Annotated in this window: 15 protein-coding genes and 1 pseudogene; 4 read left to right on the plus strand and 12 right to left on the minus strand. The window is 70.2% G+C overall.

Annotated elements, in window-relative coordinates; all coding sequences use genetic code 11:
• Positions 1-191 precede the first annotated feature (191 nt).
• The 8 genes from ACYVF7_RS20910 to ACYVF7_RS20945 form a co-directional block, all read right to left on the minus strand.
• Entirely contained in the window at positions 192-797 is a 606-nt protein-coding gene (locus ACYVF7_RS20910; RefSeq protein WP_460343029.1) for a hypothetical protein, read from the minus strand.
• A gap of 80 nt (positions 798-877) precedes the next feature.
• Positions 878-1,201: an IclR family transcriptional regulator domain-containing protein gene (locus tag ACYVF7_RS20915; RefSeq protein WP_460343032.1), complete on the minus strand. Its 324-nt coding sequence runs from the start codon at positions 1,199-1,201 to the stop codon at positions 878-880.
• The gene (locus ACYVF7_RS20920) at positions 1,198-1,680 is read right to left on the minus strand and encodes an IclR family transcriptional regulator (protein WP_460343035.1); all 483 of its coding nucleotides are present in this window, start codon (positions 1,678-1,680) and stop codon (positions 1,198-1,200) included. Before ACYVF7_RS20920 ends, ACYVF7_RS20915 begins: the two co-directional genes overlap by 4 nt.
• Positions 1,677-2,462: an alpha/beta fold hydrolase gene (locus tag ACYVF7_RS20925; RefSeq protein WP_460343038.1), complete on the minus strand. Its 786-nt coding sequence runs from the start codon at positions 2,460-2,462 to the stop codon at positions 1,677-1,679. The genes ACYVF7_RS20920 and ACYVF7_RS20925 overlap by 4 nt, the downstream gene beginning before the upstream one ends.
• A 49-nt stretch (positions 2,463-2,511) precedes the next feature.
• A complete protein-coding gene (locus ACYVF7_RS20930) occupies positions 2,512-3,366 on the minus strand; it encodes an alpha/beta fold hydrolase (protein WP_460343041.1) in 855 nt (284 codons plus the stop codon).
• Positions 3,363-4,319, minus strand: coding sequence for a DODA-type extradiol aromatic ring-opening family dioxygenase (locus ACYVF7_RS20935; protein ID WP_460343045.1), 957 nt, complete (start codon positions 4,317-4,319; stop codon positions 3,363-3,365). The genes ACYVF7_RS20930 and ACYVF7_RS20935 overlap by 4 nt, the downstream gene beginning before the upstream one ends.
• A complete protein-coding gene (locus ACYVF7_RS20940; RefSeq protein WP_460343048.1) occupies positions 4,316-5,638 on the minus strand; it encodes a M20 family metallopeptidase in 1,323 nt (440 codons plus the stop codon). Before ACYVF7_RS20940 ends, ACYVF7_RS20935 begins: the two co-directional genes overlap by 4 nt.
• Positions 5,639-5,761: 123 nt before the next feature.
• Entirely contained in the window at positions 5,762-6,961 is a 1,200-nt protein-coding gene (locus ACYVF7_RS20945; protein WP_460343051.1) for an aromatic ring-hydroxylating oxygenase subunit alpha, read from the minus strand.
• Positions 6,962-7,214: 253 nt separating this feature from the next.
• Between ACYVF7_RS20945 and ACYVF7_RS20950 the strand changes: the two genes are divergently transcribed.
• Genes ACYVF7_RS20950 through ACYVF7_RS20965 form a run of 4 tightly spaced genes read left to right on the plus strand, consistent with a single transcriptional unit; the run spans position 7,215 to position 10,804 of the window.
• On the plus strand, positions 7,215-8,198 hold the full coding sequence (locus ACYVF7_RS20950) for an ABC transporter substrate-binding protein (protein WP_460343054.1): 984 nt from the start codon (positions 7,215-7,217) through the stop codon (positions 8,196-8,198).
• Between the two features lie 7 nt (positions 8,199-8,205).
• Positions 8,206-9,030: an ABC transporter ATP-binding protein gene (locus tag ACYVF7_RS20955; RefSeq protein WP_460343057.1), complete on the plus strand. Its 825-nt coding sequence runs from the start codon at positions 8,206-8,208 to the stop codon at positions 9,028-9,030.
• Entirely contained in the window at positions 9,027-9,845 is an 819-nt protein-coding gene (locus ACYVF7_RS20960; RefSeq protein ID WP_460343060.1) for an ABC transporter permease, read from the plus strand. The genes ACYVF7_RS20955 and ACYVF7_RS20960 overlap by 4 nt, the downstream gene beginning before the upstream one ends.
• The gene (locus tag ACYVF7_RS20965) at positions 9,842-10,804 is read left to right on the plus strand and encodes a quinone oxidoreductase family protein (protein ID WP_460343062.1); all 963 of its coding nucleotides are present in this window, start codon (positions 9,842-9,844) and stop codon (positions 10,802-10,804) included. Before ACYVF7_RS20960 ends, ACYVF7_RS20965 begins: the two co-directional genes overlap by 4 nt.
• Before the next feature lie 27 nt (positions 10,805-10,831).
• Here ACYVF7_RS20965 and ACYVF7_RS20970 read toward each other — a convergent pair whose 3' ends face one another.
• The 4 genes and pseudogenes from ACYVF7_RS20970 to ACYVF7_RS20985 all read right to left on the minus strand — a co-directional run bounded on the left by ACYVF7_RS20970 (position 10,832) and on the right by ACYVF7_RS20985 (position 15,885).
• Positions 10,832-12,043 (minus strand): RNA-guided endonuclease InsQ/TnpB family protein, encoded by a 1,212-nt coding sequence (locus tag ACYVF7_RS20970; RefSeq protein ID WP_460343065.1) that lies wholly within the window; start codon positions 12,041-12,043, stop codon positions 10,832-10,834.
• A pseudogene (tnpA, locus tag ACYVF7_RS20975) lies at positions 12,027-12,550 on the minus strand (IS200/IS605 family transposase). The gene ACYVF7_RS20970 and the pseudogene tnpA overlap by 17 nt, the downstream one beginning before the upstream one ends.
• 285 nt (positions 12,551-12,835) lie before the next feature.
• The gene (locus tag ACYVF7_RS20980; RefSeq protein ID WP_460343068.1) at positions 12,836-13,744 is read right to left on the minus strand and encodes a sugar phosphate isomerase/epimerase family protein; all 909 of its coding nucleotides are present in this window, start codon (positions 13,742-13,744) and stop codon (positions 12,836-12,838) included.
• Between the two features lie 26 nt (positions 13,745-13,770).
• Positions 13,771-15,885, minus strand: coding sequence for a dipeptide ABC transporter ATP-binding protein (locus tag ACYVF7_RS20985; RefSeq protein ID WP_460343071.1), 2,115 nt, complete (start codon positions 15,883-15,885; stop codon positions 13,771-13,773).
• Between the last annotated feature and the right edge of the window lie 13 nt (positions 15,886-15,898).

The raw sequence follows: 15,898 nt of genomic DNA on the forward strand, positions 1-15,898 counted from the left end.
AACGGGTGGTCTGCAGAGACGGTCGCGCTTCCGGCGGCTCCAGTTATCTGAACCGCATCGTAGCCTCGTCGCTCTTCGCCTCAGTTTCGGACAATGTCAGTGTCCGGCTCTATCATTTCCTGGATATGGCAACGTTCCTCAAATTAAGGTAAGCCGACCCGTGAAGCGCCGTGGCCCGAGGAGTGAATGGGCTATCGTGCCGCGCCGATACCGCGTTTCTCGCGCTCGGCGTCGATGAGCTCGTCGGTGAGTTCCTCCGGGTCGACCGTGTATTCAGGGTCGTAGAGGGCGTCGTGGTCGCGGGTGCTGAGGGGCAGGCCGAGTTCGGCGAGCCGGTCGGCCAGCCGGGTGAAGGCCGTGGGCACGTCATCCTGATACCGGGCCTGTCCGGACGCGCACGCTTCGGCCAGGTTGCGGCCCGTCAGGTTCCGGTACGAGAACTCGGTGTCGAGCTCGATCACGGGCGCAGGGGCGTCCGCCGGCTCGTCGGGGTGCATCCAGTAGCCGACCCAGTGTCCATCCTCACCGAGCTTCGCGACGAACCTGGCGTACTCGCTCATCCGCGCGTAACCGGCGTTGACGGCCTGCATGTCGGGGTCGGCGAGTTCCGTCGCGCTGAGGTAGCTCGTGTCCAGGAACGGGCTGAGCTCTCCCGGTTCCGGGAACGTGACGTCGAGCAGGAGCCGGAAGTCGGAACGGCCCTCCCACTGCGCCACCAGCATCGTGCGCAGGTCGTTCGGGATCGGCCGGCCGCCCAGACGCTCACGGGAGAACTCGGCGAGCCGCTCTTCGTACATGTGGCCTGCCTCGCTGATCGGGTTCAGAGGATCAGGCGACAGTAGCGGCAACCCACGACGAAGTGATCATCGGAGCCGCGTCAGGCCAGGGACTGGAGGGTGCGGGAGATGCCGAGGCTGGCGGTGCGCAGGGCGCCGGTGAAGCGGCCGACGTTCATGCGGCAGGTGGGCGCGGTGATCGACAGTGCTCCCGCGAGCGTGGTGGGGGCGCTGAAGACGGGGACGGCGACGCTCATGTAGCCGAGCCGGGTCTCCTCGACCTCGACGGCCAACCGGTCCTCCCGGACCTTCTCCAGCTGTGTGCGCAGCAGCCCGGGCTGCACCACCGTCTTGCGGGTGAGCGGCCGCAGGCCGTTGCGTACGACCTCCTGGAACAGGGAGGGGGACGCGAACGCGAGGATCACCTTCCCCGTCGCGGTGCAGTACAGCGGGAGCCGCCGGCGATGCGGGACTGCTTGTTCAGACCACGGTGCACGACGAGCTTCTCGACGTACAGCACGTCGAGGCCGTCGTGGATGGCGAAGTGGACGGTCTCCTGCGTGGCGATCAGCAGGTCCTCCATGTACGGGAGGGCGGCCTCGCGCAGGGTCCGCTGCCGGGGCACCCGTTGGCCGATCTCGAAGAGTCGCAGGCCGAGGCGGTAGCGGTTGCCGGCCCGCTCCAGGACCCCCCACTCGAGGAGCTCCTGCGCGAGCCGGTGCACGCTGGCCTTCGCCACCCCGGAGCGCCGTACCAGCTCGGCGAGCGACAGGACGTCGTCCTCCGCGGTGAAGGACTCGATGATCAGGCGCGCCTTGCCGAGAACGGAGTTCATCGTGTCGGCGTCGTTCTGCGGAGTGATCGGAGGTTCGGGAACTGGGCGGGCGAACGGAACCACGGTCATGACGCGAACCTCGCGATCAGATCAGCTATCTCGGAGGGATGAAGTTCCATCAAAGGAACCATGCCGCCTTCGATCACCGCAACGGTCGGGCTGGTAAAACGTGACGACAGCGACTTCAGCTCGGGGAAGCTGAACGGATCGGCCGACGCGCCGACGCACAGCACCGGGCAGCGGACGAGACCGATCCGCTCCTCCATCCGGTACGCGCTGACCGCCTCGTGCCCCTTCTCCATGTCCGTGCCGACGACCAGCGCGTCCCGGACCAGTCTGGTGAACAGGTCCGGCCGGTCCGTGGGGTAGAAGGCCCGCCGGCGCCGCCACAGCTCGGTGAGGTGCGTGCCGTCCGGAGAGATCTCGACATGGTCGATCGCAGGGCGGTGCCGCCGCATCTCGCGGGCGGCGGCGTCGACGTACGGGGTGGACGACAGGACCAGGCGCTCGACGCGGTCCGGCGCCCGCGCCGCCACCTCGATCGCGACGACGCCGCCGGTGTGGTGGCCGGTCAGCGTCGCCCGGTCCAGGCCGAGCGCGTCGAGGAACTCCACGACGGCGGCGGCGTAGGTCTCGATGCGGTGCTCCGCGACCGGCGCCGAGGCGCCGAAGCCGATCGTGTCCATGGCGATCGCGCGGTGCGTCCGGCCGAGGAGGGGGAGCACCTCGCGGTACTCGTCCCAGGAGCGCGGCGTCTGGTGCAGGAGCAGCACGGGCGCCCCGGATCCGCACTCGGCGTAGTGGACCTGCCCGAACGACGTGTCCGCGTAGCCCTTCCGGATTCCCGTCATCGTGCCGCCCCGCCCTTCCTGCCGCCCGCGCCCTTCCGGATTCCGGTCATTACGCCTCCGCGAGGAACGCGAGGCTCAGCGGGTTGTAGCGGCCGGCCTGCTCGTGCTGGGGCCAGTGCCCGCACTCGTTGAAGATCTCCAGTCGCGCGCCGGGGATGGCGTCGGTGATCGCCTGCGCCTCGGGGACGTCGCCGAACGGGTTCTTGTTGCCCCAGACGACGAGCGTGGGGGCGGTGATCCGGGCCATCCGGTCGGGGCGCAGCAGGTTGCGCTCGCGGATCTCCACTTCCTGCAGGGCCAGCAGGTTCGGCAGGTTCTTCTGGAAATCCGGCCGGTGGTAGATGGCGTACCGCGCCTCGGTGAGCTCGTCGCCGAACTCCTCGTCCCATTCGGCCCACAGCAGCCGCAGCCGGTTCCGGGTGAGCTCGATGTCGTCCTCGAGGGACGCGGCGGTCGTCGTCTTCTTCAGGCGCTGCATCACCTCTGGGTTGACCTTGGTGCCGCCCATGCACAGCAGCTGCAGCGACGCGACCCGCTCCGGGTGCTCGCTCGCCGCCCACGCCGACACCCAGCCGCCGAGCGACTCGCCGACCAGGTGCGCGCGCTCGGCGCCGACGGCGTCGAGGTAGCCGATCAGGTGGTCGACGTACGCGGGGATCTCCTGCGGTACGTCCGGCTTGCCGGTGTACCCGTGGCCCAGCATGTCGATCGCGTGGCAGCGGTACTTCCGGGCGTGCTCGGGGATGTTGCGGACGAACGCCTCGAGGTGACCGCTCGTACCGTGCAGGAAGACGACGTGCTCGCCGTCCTCGGGACCGGCCTGCAGCGCCCGGGTCCGGATCCCGCCCGCGTCGACGTAGGTGTGCCGGTAGTCGACGTCGGCCAGCGCGTTCCAGATGCTCATGAAGAGACCTTTCCGTTGTGTTCGGGATCGATGACGGCGACGCCCATGCCGGTGAGCCATTCGGGGATGACCTCGTACGCGAGGCGACGGCCGGGCGCGTGGCCGAGCGCGGCGGCCATGACCAGCCAGGTGCGTACCTCCTGCGCGCCGTTGCCGGCGACCTCTTCGAGGCGTTCGGTGGTGTACGCGGTGACGCGGTGCAGCTCGCCCTTCTCGACCATGGTCAGGAGCTCGTCGTCGAACTCCGGATTGATCGCCGCCTGGGCGGCCCTGATGATCTGACGGCGGCGTGCGTCGTAGTCCTGCCAGTTGTTCCGCCCGTCGAGCCACGCCCGGACCATGAACTCCTCGTCCTCGCCGTCCGGGCTGCGCCAGTCGGGCCAGGGGAGGCGGTGCGACAGACCGCCGGAGCCGATCACGGCGACCCGCCGGTCCCCGGGGAACGCCTCGACGGCCTCCCGGATCGCGTGTCCCAGCGCGTCGCAGCGGGCGAGGGTGGGTAGCGGGGGCGCGAAGACGTTCACGACGATCGGGACGATCCGCACGTCCAGCCCGGCGAGCAGATACTGGATCGCGTGCGACTGACCGTGGTCGATCTGCAGCCGGGCCGAGAACGCGACGTCGAAGCGGCCGCCGTCCACGAGCGTGCCCGCGACGTGCCGGGCCAGCTCCTCGTCGACCGGCTGCGGTCCCTTCGGCGTGCCCGACTCGCCGCTCGCGACACACTCGCCGACCCCGATCGTGAAGCTCGGGATGAGGTCGAGCCAGAACCCGCGGAAGTGGTTCGAACCCACGATGACGACGGTGTCCGGCCGGGCCGCGGCGATCCGGTCGCGGGCGGCGTACAGGGCGTCGCGGAAACGCCCGGCCTCGTCCTTATGGACCGTCTCCTCCCAGTGCGTGTTCATCAGCGTGCTGTGCGACGCGCCGACACCCAGAACGATTTCAGTCACAGTCCCACCTCCGATCGAGTACGGGTGACGGTGTCGACCGCCGTACGGATGAGGTGCCGGGTGAGGCGTTCCATCGCGCGGACGTCGACGATGTTCATGCCGAGGGCGAAGTCGATCTCGAAGGGCGCCTCGGTCACCTTCGGCATGCCGATCCGTACGGTCGGGACGCCCCGGTTGCGCAGGATGTTGGCGTCGGTGGCGCCGCTGTTGCCACGGATCACCTCGTGTTCGCGGCCCTCCAGGGCCTCCCAGGCGGAGATCGCGCTGCGGGACACCCACATGTCCGGATCGGACGCGGTGCCCGGGATGGCCAGGACCATCTCCGACGACAGCTCGACGCCGGGCAGCTCGGCGCGGATCCCCTCGAGCGCGGCGGCGAACTCCCGCTTGGCCTCCATCGGCGTCGTCCGGGGGCTCAGCCGCAGGTCCACCCGCAGGCGGCAGGAGGCCGGGGTGACCGCCGCCATGCGCGGCCGGCCGGCCTCGATCGAGGCGACGATGCCCTGCGGGGCGACCGTGCCCTCGGTGTGCCGTTCGGCGTACTCGGCGAACCAGCGCTCCAGCCGTACGGCGACCTCGCCCGCGCGGGCGATGGCGTTGTCGTACGGCAGCCGGTGGCGCGACCCGACATAGGTGTGGATCCCGCCCACGGTCACCTCGAACCAGGCCAGCCCGACCTCCTCCCAGGAGACCGTCCACCCGGGCTTGGCGATCACCGCGAAGTCCGTCCAGTGCCCCTGTTCCAGGAGAAACGAGCAGCCGGCGCCCTGACCGGTGTTGCGCCGGACGCTGCCGTCCAGCGCGTTCGTGGGCATGCCGCCGGCGCCGAACGCCACCAGCAGGTCCCCGGTCAGCGGCAGCCCCGCCTGGTGGATCGCCTCGGCGGCCATCAGCACGCACACGGCGTGACCCTTCGGGTTGGAGGCGCCGAGCCCGACCACGAGGTCGCCCACGAGGCGGGCGTCGGGCCGCATGTCGGGCCGCAGCTCCGGGCCGGTCCACGGCGCGTCCTCGGCCGCGTCGCCGGTGGTCAGCGTGTCGATCGGCGCGTACAGCATCAGGTCGGGGCCGGTGCCGTCGCCGTGCAACCGCCCCCACGCGTTGGCCTGCCGGTCGTCGAGCGGCTGCGTCGCCGCCGTGATGCCGGCCGCGCCGAGCGTGCCCGCGATGTACTCGGCCAGCGGCCCTTCGCCGCCGGTGGGGCTGGGCTCGTTCACCAGACCGACGATCAGCTCGCGCAGCCGCGCCGTGGTGACGTGCTTCCACGCCGCCGCGACCAGGTCCCGGCGCCGCTCGTCCAGCCCCTCCAATCCGATCACTGGTTGATCCGGTGGACTTGGGTGTTGCTCGTACGGGCGATCCAGCGCCACAAAGGCGGTGCCGCGACCGCGAGAGCCGCGCCGATAATCAGGGTCAGCAGGGTGCGTCGCACAGAAAACTCCTCACTTGGCGCCGGTCTCGGCCCGCTTCTTGGCGGTCTCCTCTTCGGCGAGGGTCCGCCAGGCGGTGAGCGACACGTCGGGGCGGTAGAGCTTCTCCGGCGGCGCGTCGGTCACGTCGACCATCCACGCGTCCTGGCCGGAGAACTGGCCGTGGAACAGCCAGCGGACCGCGCCGAGGTACTTGGCGTAGAAGCCGAGGGTCTTCCAGCCCTCGGTGAAGTTGACCATCACGCCGACGTACTGGTGGTTGTCGGCGTCGACCGGCACGTAGAACTCGTAGTGGATGAACTTCGGGTACGCGATGCGCAGCACGCCGGGCATGGACAGCGAGGCGAAGCCGGGGAATCCCCGGGACTCGATGACCGGGTCGACCTTCTTCGGCTTGCCGGTGTTGCCGAGGTTGAAGGTCTCCTTCGGCGGCTGAATCTTCCACCAGCGCTTGCCGGTCCACCGGCCCACGCCGGGGAAGTCGGCATCCCAGTGCACCTCGTCCTGCACCCGGTAGATCCAGCGCCCCTCGGGGACGATGCGCGTGATGTTCCAGGTGGGCATCGCCTTGAAGAGCCGCCACAGCGACGTCCGGTGCAGGTACTTCGCGTGCCCCTCGTCGAAGCCGTTCTCGCACGCGAACCGCCAGTTCCCGGCCCGCGGCTCGATGCGGCCGCCCATCATGAAGGCGTTGTCGACCAGTTCCTCGGGCAGCTGCGAGTCGATCGGGTGCGGCTCCTCGTCGGCGAGCGGCACGTACACCCACACCATGCCGAGGCGTTCGGCCACCGGATAGGTCTGCACCCGGACCTTGCCGCAGATCCGCGACTGGGGCCCGTCGGTGATGACCGCGCACAGCTCGCCGTCGCCGAGGCGGAACGTCCACCCGTGGTACGGGCAGCTGAGCGTGCCGGGGAACTGCTGGTCGCCGAGCGACAGGGGAACGCCGCGGTGCGGGCAGCGGTCGTGCAGGGCGTGCACCTGTCCGCCGTCGCGGACCAGCGCGATCTTCTCACCGCACACGGTGACCGCGATCGGCTTGCCGGTCACGTGGCTCGACCAGGTGACCGGGTACCAGTACCCGCGGAAGCCCGCAGCGGCGGCGTCGTACTCGGGCCAGGACGACCAGTCCTGTCGTCCGGGCCGCTTGGGCCGTCGTCCCGGCGGGCGGGTGTCCCCGCCCGGGGAAGCGGGCGAGTCGGGCTCGGTCATGGGCCGTCCTCCAGAATGTCCAACTGAGCGATGACGAGATGATCGAACGCCGGGGAGGTCCTGCCTACGGAAACGTCTCGCTGAGCAGACCGGCGCCGTCGGCGCGTCGTCGCGGGTGACGATCCGGCGACGTTCCGGTGAGTGGACCCTCGGTCATGCGGCGTGAGCGCCGCCGACCTTACGGTTCGACGAACTTCGGCCAACGTCGAACCCACACCGGGGGGTTCCCGGCCCACTGCCAGCGAGGTGCTCTTTGCAAGCACGGCACATCCCCTGGCGCGCCCTCGCCGCCGCCATCGCACTGATCACGACCATGTCCGCCTGCGGCGCCGGCACGACCGACTCCGCGGGCGCCGGCGGAAACGCCGCCGGTCCGAAGATCCGCCTCGCGGTCGGCGTCGACCCGTCGTACGCGCCCATCTTCCTCGCCCAGGAGAAAGGGCTGTTCGCCAAGCACGGGGTCAACGTCGACGTCGTGCAGTTCGGCAAGGGCGGCGACGCCGTCGACGCGATCGCCTCCGGCCAGGTGCAGCTGGCCGGGAGCTCGGACACGACGGCGATCGGCACGCTCCAGCAGAATCCCGACCTCCGGGCGCTCCTCGTCTACGAGGCCTCCGGGAAGTACCTGAAGGTCGTCGAGCGCAAGAACATCGGCGACCCGAAACAGATCAAGAAGATGGCGATCGTTCCCGGCCTGTCGGAACTCGCCGCGACGCGGTTCCTCGAGTCCAAGAAGATCGACCCGAAGACCGTCACGTTCGTCACCGCCGACCCGCCGGAGATCCCCGCGCTGCTGCAGAAGGGGAACATCGACGCGTACGTCCTGTGGGAGCCGTGGCCGACCAAGGGCGCGCAGCTCGGCGGGAAGATCGTCGAGAACACGGGAGACTACGGCCTGTCCTACGTCCAGTGGCTCATCACCGGGAACAAGTGGCTGAGCGCCAACCAGAGCGCGGCCGGCAAGGTCGCCGCGGCGATCGACGAGGCCGCCAAGCTGACCGAGAGCGATCCGCAGGCCGCGGCGGAGGCGACGCAGAAGGCCGCGAAGGTGCCGACCGCGCAGACCGTCGCCGCGATCAACGAGATCGACTTCGGGGTCCGCGACATCACCGCCGCCGACCTGAAGGGCTACGAGTCGACCGCCGACTTCTTCCTCCAGACCGGCAAGGTCAAGTCGAAGCCGGACGTGAACGCCGCCGTGATCCAGAACTGGTTCACCCAGCACGCGGGGAAGTGAGGACGCGTTGACCACCGAGATCGATCGAGAGGCCGCCCGCGGCGCGGCCACGCGCATCGACGGCGTGAGCATCAGCTTCGGCGCCTACCACGCCGTCAACGACATCTCCCTGGAGGTCGCCGCCGGGGAGTTCGTGTGCCTGCTCGGCCCGAGCGGGTGCGGCAAGTCGACTCTGCTGTCCGCGCTGGCCGGGTTCACCCCGGCCACGGCCGGCACCGTCTCCGTGGACGGACGAGCCGTCACCGGGCCGTCGCCGGAACGCGGCATGGTCTTCCAGAGCAGCGAAGCGCTCTTCGACTGGCTCACCGTGCGGCAGAACGTCGCGTTCGGCCCGCGCATGCGCGGCATGTCCCGCGCGGAGCAGGCCGCCCTGGCCGACGAGTACCTCGGGCTCGTCGGCCTCCGCAAGTTCGCCGGCAAGTTCCCGGGCCAGCTGTCGGGCGGTATGCGGCAGCGGGTGCAGATCGCCCGGGTCCTGGCGAACCGGCCGCGCATCGTGCTCATGGACGAGCCGTTCGGCGCGCTGGACGCCCAGACCCGGCAGGTCATGCAGGAGGAGATGGACCGCATCTGGCGGGAGTCCGGGTGCACCGTCGTGTTCGTCACCCACGACATCGACGAGGCGATCATCCTCGCCGACCGCATCGCGGTCATGACGGCGGGCCCGGCGGCCTCGATCAAGAACATCTACCGGGTGGACCTGCCCCGGCCCCGCGACGAGACGTCATCGGAGGCGATCGCGCTGCACCAGAAGCTGCGGCAGGACATCGGCCAGGAGGTCCGCGCGGCCCTGCGCGAGCAGGGGCTCGCCACCGGAGAGGAGGACGGGTGACGACCGTCGAGCAGGCGGACACCGCCCCCCGGATCCGGGGCCGGCGATCCGGCGTGGCGTCCGGCCGGATCCGCACCGTCGGCATGTACCTGATCTCCGTCGCCATCGGCGTCGGGGTCTGGCAGCTCGTGGCGATGAAGTACGGCTCCGCGCTCGTCGCCTCGCCGGCGCAGACCGTCAAGGCGGCCAAGGAGCTCGCGTCCGACGGCACGCTGCTGAACTCCGTCATCGCCTCCGGCCGCCGCATCCTCATCGGCTGGGCGCTCGGGCTGGTCGTCGGCGTGCCCGTCGGCCTGCTCATGGGCCGCCTCACGGTGATCCGGCAGCTGCTCGACCCGTACATCGAGTTCTTCCGGTTCATCCCGCCGGTCGCCTTCGTCACCCTGGCGGTGGTGTGGCTCGGCATCGGCGAGTCGTCGAAGGTCGTGCTGATCTTCTACACGTCCGTCTTCATCGTCACGCTGAACACCATCGCCGGCGTGCTGTCGGTCAACGAGTCCAAGCTCCGCGCTGCCACCAGCCTGGGCGCGAGCCGCTGGCAGGTCATGCGGAGCGTCGTGCTGCCCGCCACGGTCCCGCACATCGTCACGGGCGCCCGCCTGGCCATGGGCAACAGCTTCCTGACCATCGTCTCGGCCGAGATCGTGGCGGCACAGGTCGGCCTCGGCGCGCTGATCTGGACGTCCCGGAACTACGGTCGTATCGACTGGGTGTTCGTCGGCATCATCACGCTCGGCATCCTCGGGTTCGTCTTCGACCGGGTGCTGCGCGTCGTATCCTCACGTGTCCTGCGCCGCTATGGGGTGAAACTGTGACCGAAAGCTCCCGAGCACTGATCCTGGATCGGTTCGGAACGCTGCCACGGCTGGTGGAAAGGCCCGTGCCGCCACGCGCGCCGGGCGAGACGCTCGTCCGGGTGCACGCCGCCCAGGTCGGCCACCTCGACCTGAACATCGTGGATGGCCGCTTCGGCATCCTGCCCACGCTGCCGTTCGTCCCGGGCACGAACGCCTGCGGCACGGTCGTCGCGTCGGACGTCCACCCGATCGGCTCGCTGGTCCGGTTGAGCGGTTCCGGGCTCGGGCTGCGCCGCGATGGCGGCTGGGCCGAGCACGCCGTCGTCCCCGACAAGGCCGCCGTCCCCACGCCTGCCGGCACGGACCCCGCTGTCGCCTGCTCCTTCTTCTCGGCGGCGGGTGCCGCCTGGGCGGCCGTGCACGATGTTGCGGCGGTCCGGGAAGGGGAGCGTGTCATCGTGACCGGCGCGGCCGGCGCGGTCGGGTCCGTGGCGGTGCAGCTCGCCGTACGGGCGGGTGCGGAGGTGATCGGCGTCGTCGGCCGGCCGGGCAAGCTTTCCCACGTCCCCGCCCGGGCCAAGGCGATGCTCGCCGGCGACCTGTCGAAGGAGGCGCTGGGCGGTCCGGTCGACGCGCTCGTCGACACCGTCGGGGGGACGCCGCTGACCGCCGCCCTCGCGCTCGTCCGGCCGGGCGGCCGCGCCACCCTGGTCGGCTATTCGGCGGGGCGGGAGTTCACCGTCGACCTGGCGGACTTCCTGCTCGCCGACGTTGCGGTACTGCCAGTCAACCTGATGACGCGCGGCCGCGACCTCGCCGAGGTGGGCGAGCGTCTCCTGGCCGAGATCACCTCCGGAGACCTGAGCCTAAACGTCGAACGCTACGGTCTCGACCGGCTGGGGGAGGCCGTCGAACGCCTGCGCAGTGGCGCGGCGGTCGGCAAGGTCGCCCTGACGGTGACTCCTCCCCCCGGATGAATCCGGGGGGCTTCTCCTGCCGGTGGCTCAGGCCACTTCGGGAAGGACCAGCCCGGCCCTGATGGCGACGTTGAGTGCGCCGACCCGATCGGCGTTGGCGGTGTGTCCGCACCGGGTGCACTCGAACTTCTCTTGGGTGGTGCGGTTCTCCCCGGACACGTGCCCGCAGGCGGGGCAGGTGCGGGAGGTGTTGCGAGGGTCCACCGGGATCAGCACGCGACCGGCGCTTTCAGCCTTGTACGCGAGGATGCCCAGGAACACCCCCCAACCCGCATCATGGATGCTCTTGTTCAGCCCGGCCTTGGCGACGGCGCCGTTCGGGAGGAACGCCCCCGCGTTGCCGGGGTCGGGCTTCGGCTTGGGCACACGGACCATGTTCGTGATGCTCAACCGCTCGTGGGCGATCACGTCATAGGCGCGGACCAAAGCGAGCGCGGTTTTGTGTGCGTGGTCGGTGCGCTGACGACGCACCGCACGGTGCAGCGCGGCGACCTTCTCCACAGCCCGGCGGTGCTTCGCGCTGCGGTCCTCCCGCTTGCACCGGGGGAACTCCTTGAGGGCGCGCTGAGCGTCGGCCAGGGCGTCGGCGTTGCGCTTGCCGTGCCGGGGATTGGGCTGGTGCTCGCCCTCGCTGGTGGTGAGGAAGTGAGCTATGCCCATGTCGATACCGGTCACGACCCCGGTCGCGGGCAGCGGCTCGGCCGGTACCTCATCACAGGCGAGGATCACATACCACTGCTTGCCCTCGCGCTTGACGGACACGGTCTTGACACGGCCCTTCACCGGCCGGTGCTGGTGCACCCGAACGTGCCCGACACCTTGGAAGCGGACACGAGTGACGGGGTTGTGCGGGGTGGAATCCCAGCGGCAGCCATCACCGTCCTTGGGGAAGTCCACGGTGTCGAACCAGTTCACGCCTCTGAAGCGGGGATAGCCGGGTTTCTCTCCCGCCTCCACCCGGCGAAAGAACGCCTGAAACGCCTTGTCCAGACGGCGCAAGGTCGCCTGCTGAGAGGAGAAGGACCAGCGGCCTTGCCTCTCCGGGTCGAACGCCCGGATCTCCTTGAGCTGCGCGGACTGCTGCCCGTACGTGATACTCGTCTTCGACGGATGACGATAGGCGTCACGGCGCTCCTGCAACGCACCGTTGTAGAGGGAGCAGTGATCCCGCAGCATCTCCTCGAGGGCCTGGCGCTGGCGGACAGTGGGGCGCAGGAGGAACTTATACGCGCGGTGCACGCTCGGCCTCCTCCTTCTGCTTCTTCGTCCAGGGCCGTTCCCGCTGGGTGTTGATGTACTTCTCGACCGTGTCCGCGCTGACCGCGCCGACCGAGGCGACCATCCGCGACTTCAGATGCGGGAACTCCTCCCGTAGCACGCGGGAGGTGAAGCCCTTGAACTGGTTCGCCACGTACGACGCCGATGCTTTCGGCTCGTGCTTGACGAACAGCTGCACGTGATCGGGCATCACCTCAGGGTGATGATCTCCCACCCCTTCTCGGCCGCCTTCTGCTCGATCAGCTCACGCAGCCGGACCACGGCCCGGCCACCGAGGACCCGACGGCGGTACTTCGGCCACCACACCACGTGGAGCCCGAGGTCGTACACACCGCCGGAGTACCGGCGAACCTTCCTGGCCACAGTCACGAGAGCGTTATACACGAGGCATACATCTAACCAAGGCCAAAAGTGCAGGTCCGTGCGCGCAGTTGAGGTCAAAGCAGCCCAAAGAAGCGATTCCCCCACGCCTTAAGGGGCGGGTCCCTCGCTAATGAGGACTGACCCACCCTCACCCTTCGCGGTGATGGCGGCCGCCGGGTGGTCTTCCCGCGGGCGGCGCCGTCACCGCTGGGACGCCGATCGCAGGCACGGCTGCTCGCCGAGGCGTGATGTCGGCGGAACGGGGGTTCACCGGAACTCCTGCCGGGTGGCGATCACGCCGCAGCGGCGGTGGCGGCGCGCACGCCGTTCATGCCCGCGGGGCGACGACGGCGTGTCCTCGGCAGCAGACGGTTCCGTCGTCGATGCGCGTCAGCTCTGGCTCGGCGAGAACGTGCCGTGCATCCACCGGGCCGACGCCTGCGCGCTCTCGTACGGGTCGGCGATGTCGGGGCGGTCCACCTCGACCATCAGCCACCCGTCGAAGGCGCCGGGCAGGTTGCTCAGGATGCCGGTCAGGTCGAGCTCGCCACGGCCGGGCTCGGCCCACAGCCCGGCGAGGACGGTCTGCTGGTATCCCCAGTCCTTCTCGCGGCCCTCGGCGGCGACGCTGAGCCGGCAGTCCTTGACGTGCACGAACGGGATCCGCTCGGCGTAGTCCTTGATGAGCGCGCCGACGTCGGCGCCCGCCCAGGCCAGGTGGCCCGTGTCGGGGAGGAAGCCGAGCCGGGACGCCGGCAGGGCGTCGAGGACCGCCCGCGCCTCTTCGTCGGTCTCGATCCACGTGCCGACGTGCGGGTGCAGCGACGGCCGTACGCCCTCGGCGAGCATGGCGTCGCAGATCCGCTCGATCAGCTTCGTCACCGCCTCGACCCGGGACTCGTCCGCGTCGAAGGCCTGCGCGGGATGCAGGACACGTGGCTTCTCCTTGCCCATGGCGAGGCCCAGCCCGATCTCGGTCATGCCGAGTTCGGCGTGCTGCCGGGCGATCGCGGCGGCACTGGCGACGACGTCGTCCTCCTTGCCGTCCCTGCCGTCGGAGCGGCAGACGGCGTAGCCGGGCGCCAGCGTCAGGCCGGCCTCGCCCAGCGCCGCCAGGTATTTCTCCACGGTCCAGTCGGCGGGCACCTCGGCCATGACGGCGTCGAACCCGGCCTGTTTGATCAGTGACAGCCGCTCCTCCGGCGCGGGGGCGAGGGACGGGTCAAGCCATCCGTCAGCGCTGGCCATCCACTGGATCGGGTTGAGCGCGATCCGCGCGCTGGTCGAGCCGTCGGACATGGTGATTCCTTTCTCAGGGGATTTCTCTAGGGCCGGGGCGTGAGTTCGCCGGCGAAGTGGCAGGCGGCACGCTGCCCGGTGGCAGTGGTGGTGAGCTGCGGTTCGACCTCGGCGCAGATCGTCCGGTCGGCGTGCACCAGCGGCCCGATCGGGCATCTGGTGCGGAACCGGCAGCCGGACGGAGGATTGGCGGGGCTCGGCAGGTCACCGGGCAGGACGATGCGCTCGCGCGACCGCGCCGCGACCGTCGGAACCGGCGACGACGACAGCAGTGCGGCGGTGTAGGGGTGCTGCGGAGCGCCGTACACCGCGGCGGCGTCGCCGTACTCGACGATCCGGCCGAGGTACATGACGGCGACGGTGTCGCTGAGGTGACGCACGACCGACAGGTCGTGCGCGATGAACAGGTATCCGAGCCCCAGCTCGTTCTGCAGCCTCCCGAGCAGGTTGATGATCTGCGCCTGGATCGACATGTCCAGCGCGGAGACCGGCTCGTCGAGGATGAGCGTGCGCGGCCGGCGGGCCAGGGCGCGGGCGATGCCGATCCGCTGGCGCTGGCCGCCCGAGAACGCGTGCGGGTAGCGGTCGAGGTGTTCCGCGCGCAGCCCGACCTGCGCCATCAGCTCGCGCGCCGCCCCCTCGCGGTCCCGCCCGCCCACGCCCGTGAGCGCGAGCGCCTCGGCCAGCGACTGCCGGATGGTACGGCGTGGGTTCAGCGACGCGTACGGATCCTGGAACAGGTACTGCACCGACGTCCGGACCCGCGCCAGATCTTGCTCTCGTAGTCTGCTGACGTCGGTGCCGTCGACGAGGATCGATCCGCCCGCGACCGGGGTGATTCCGACGATGCTGCGGGAGAGGGTCGACTTGCCGCAGCCGCTCTCGCCGACGAGCCCGAGCGTACGGCCCGCCCGCACGGACAGGCTCACCCCGTCGACCGCGTACACGGAGGACTCGCGACGGAGCAGCCCGCGCCGCCGCCCGACGTCGACTCTCAGGTCGCGGACCTCGAGCACGACGGTCTCCGCCGCCGGAGGAGCCGTCGGTGACACGGTGTCCGTCGCCTGGTCGTCCGACGCCGGCGCGGGAAGGTCGCGGATGGGCGTCTCGGCGTCTCGATGGGCGACGACGCAGGCCACTTCCTGTCCGGAGTCGCCGATCGGGAGCATCGCCGGCGGTTCCTGCTCGCAGGCCTCCTCGGCGAACCGGCACCGGGGCGCGAAGGGGCAGCCGGCGGGCAGTGCGGCGGGATCCGGCGGCGCGCCGGGGATCGCGGGCAGCGGCCGGCCGAGCCGGTCGTCGTCGAGACGGGGCATGGCCGCCAGCAGCGCAGCGGTGTAGGGGTGCCGTGGATGCTCGAAGACCTGCTCTACCGTGCCCTTCTCCACCGTGCGGCCGCCGTACATCACGACGACTTTCGTGCAGAGTTCGGCCACGACCCCCATGTCATGGGTGATGATCGCGATGGCGATGCCGAGTTCGGTGCTCAGTCTGGCGAGCAGGCGCAGGATCTGTGCCTGGATGGTGACGTCGAGGGCGGTGGTCGGCTCGTCCGCGATCAGCAGGGTGGGGTCGTTGGCCAGGGCGATCGCGATGACGACGCGCTGGCGCATGCCCCCGGAGAACTGGTGCGGATACTGGTCGATCTTCGCCCGGACGTCGGGGATGCCGACCTGCTCGAGGAGCCGTATCGCGCGCTCGCGCGCGGCTTTCCGGCCGGCCCCGTGCACGGTCATGGCCTCGACGATCTGGTCGCCGACCGTCATGACGGGGTTGAGCGCGGCCTGCGGGTCCTGGAAGACCATCGCGACCTTGCTGCCGCGACGGCGTCTCATCTCCTTCTCGGGGAGCGTGAGCAGATCCTCCCCGTCCAGCCGCACCGAGCCCGCGACGACCTCGCCCGGTGGGCGCAGCATGCGCATGATCGAGCGCACCGTCACCGACTTGCCCGATCCGGACTCGCCGACGATGCCCACGACCTCGCCCGGACGGATGTCGAAGGTGACGTCGTTGACGGCCTTGACGCCGCCGTCCTTCAACCGGAACTCGGTGCGCAGGCCCTCGACGCGGAGCAGCGGCGCGTCCTCGGCCGTCGGCGACGCCGGCCGTCCGGCCGCGGCGGGACGAGTGGGAGAGGTCACTGGGGGTTCACCA

The organism is Actinoallomurus acanthiterrae (assembly GCF_054775715.1).

Bases quoted from the DNA above. Each gene is read 5' to 3' on its own strand.
- ACYVF7_RS20910 (WP_460343029.1), bottom strand. From the start codon at position 797: ATGTACGAAGAGCGGCTCGCCGAGTTCTCCCGTGAGCGTCTGGGCGGC.
- ACYVF7_RS20920 (WP_460343035.1), bottom strand. From the start codon at position 1,680: ATGACCGTGGTTCCGTTCGCCCGCCCAGTTCCCGAACCTCCGATCACT.
- ACYVF7_RS20925 (WP_460343038.1), bottom strand. From the start codon at position 2,462: ATGACGGGAATCCGGAAGGGCTACGCGGACACGTCGTTCGGGCAGGTC.
- ACYVF7_RS20930 (WP_460343041.1), bottom strand. From the start codon at position 3,366: ATGAGCATCTGGAACGCGCTGGCCGACGTCGACTACCGGCACACCTAC.
- ACYVF7_RS20945 (WP_460343051.1), bottom strand. From the start codon at position 6,961: ATGACCGAGCCCGACTCGCCCGCTTCCCCGGGCGGGGACACCCGCCCG.
- ACYVF7_RS20980 (WP_460343068.1), bottom strand. From the start codon at position 13,744: ATGTCCGACGGCTCGACCAGCGCGCGGATCGCGCTCAACCCGATCCAG.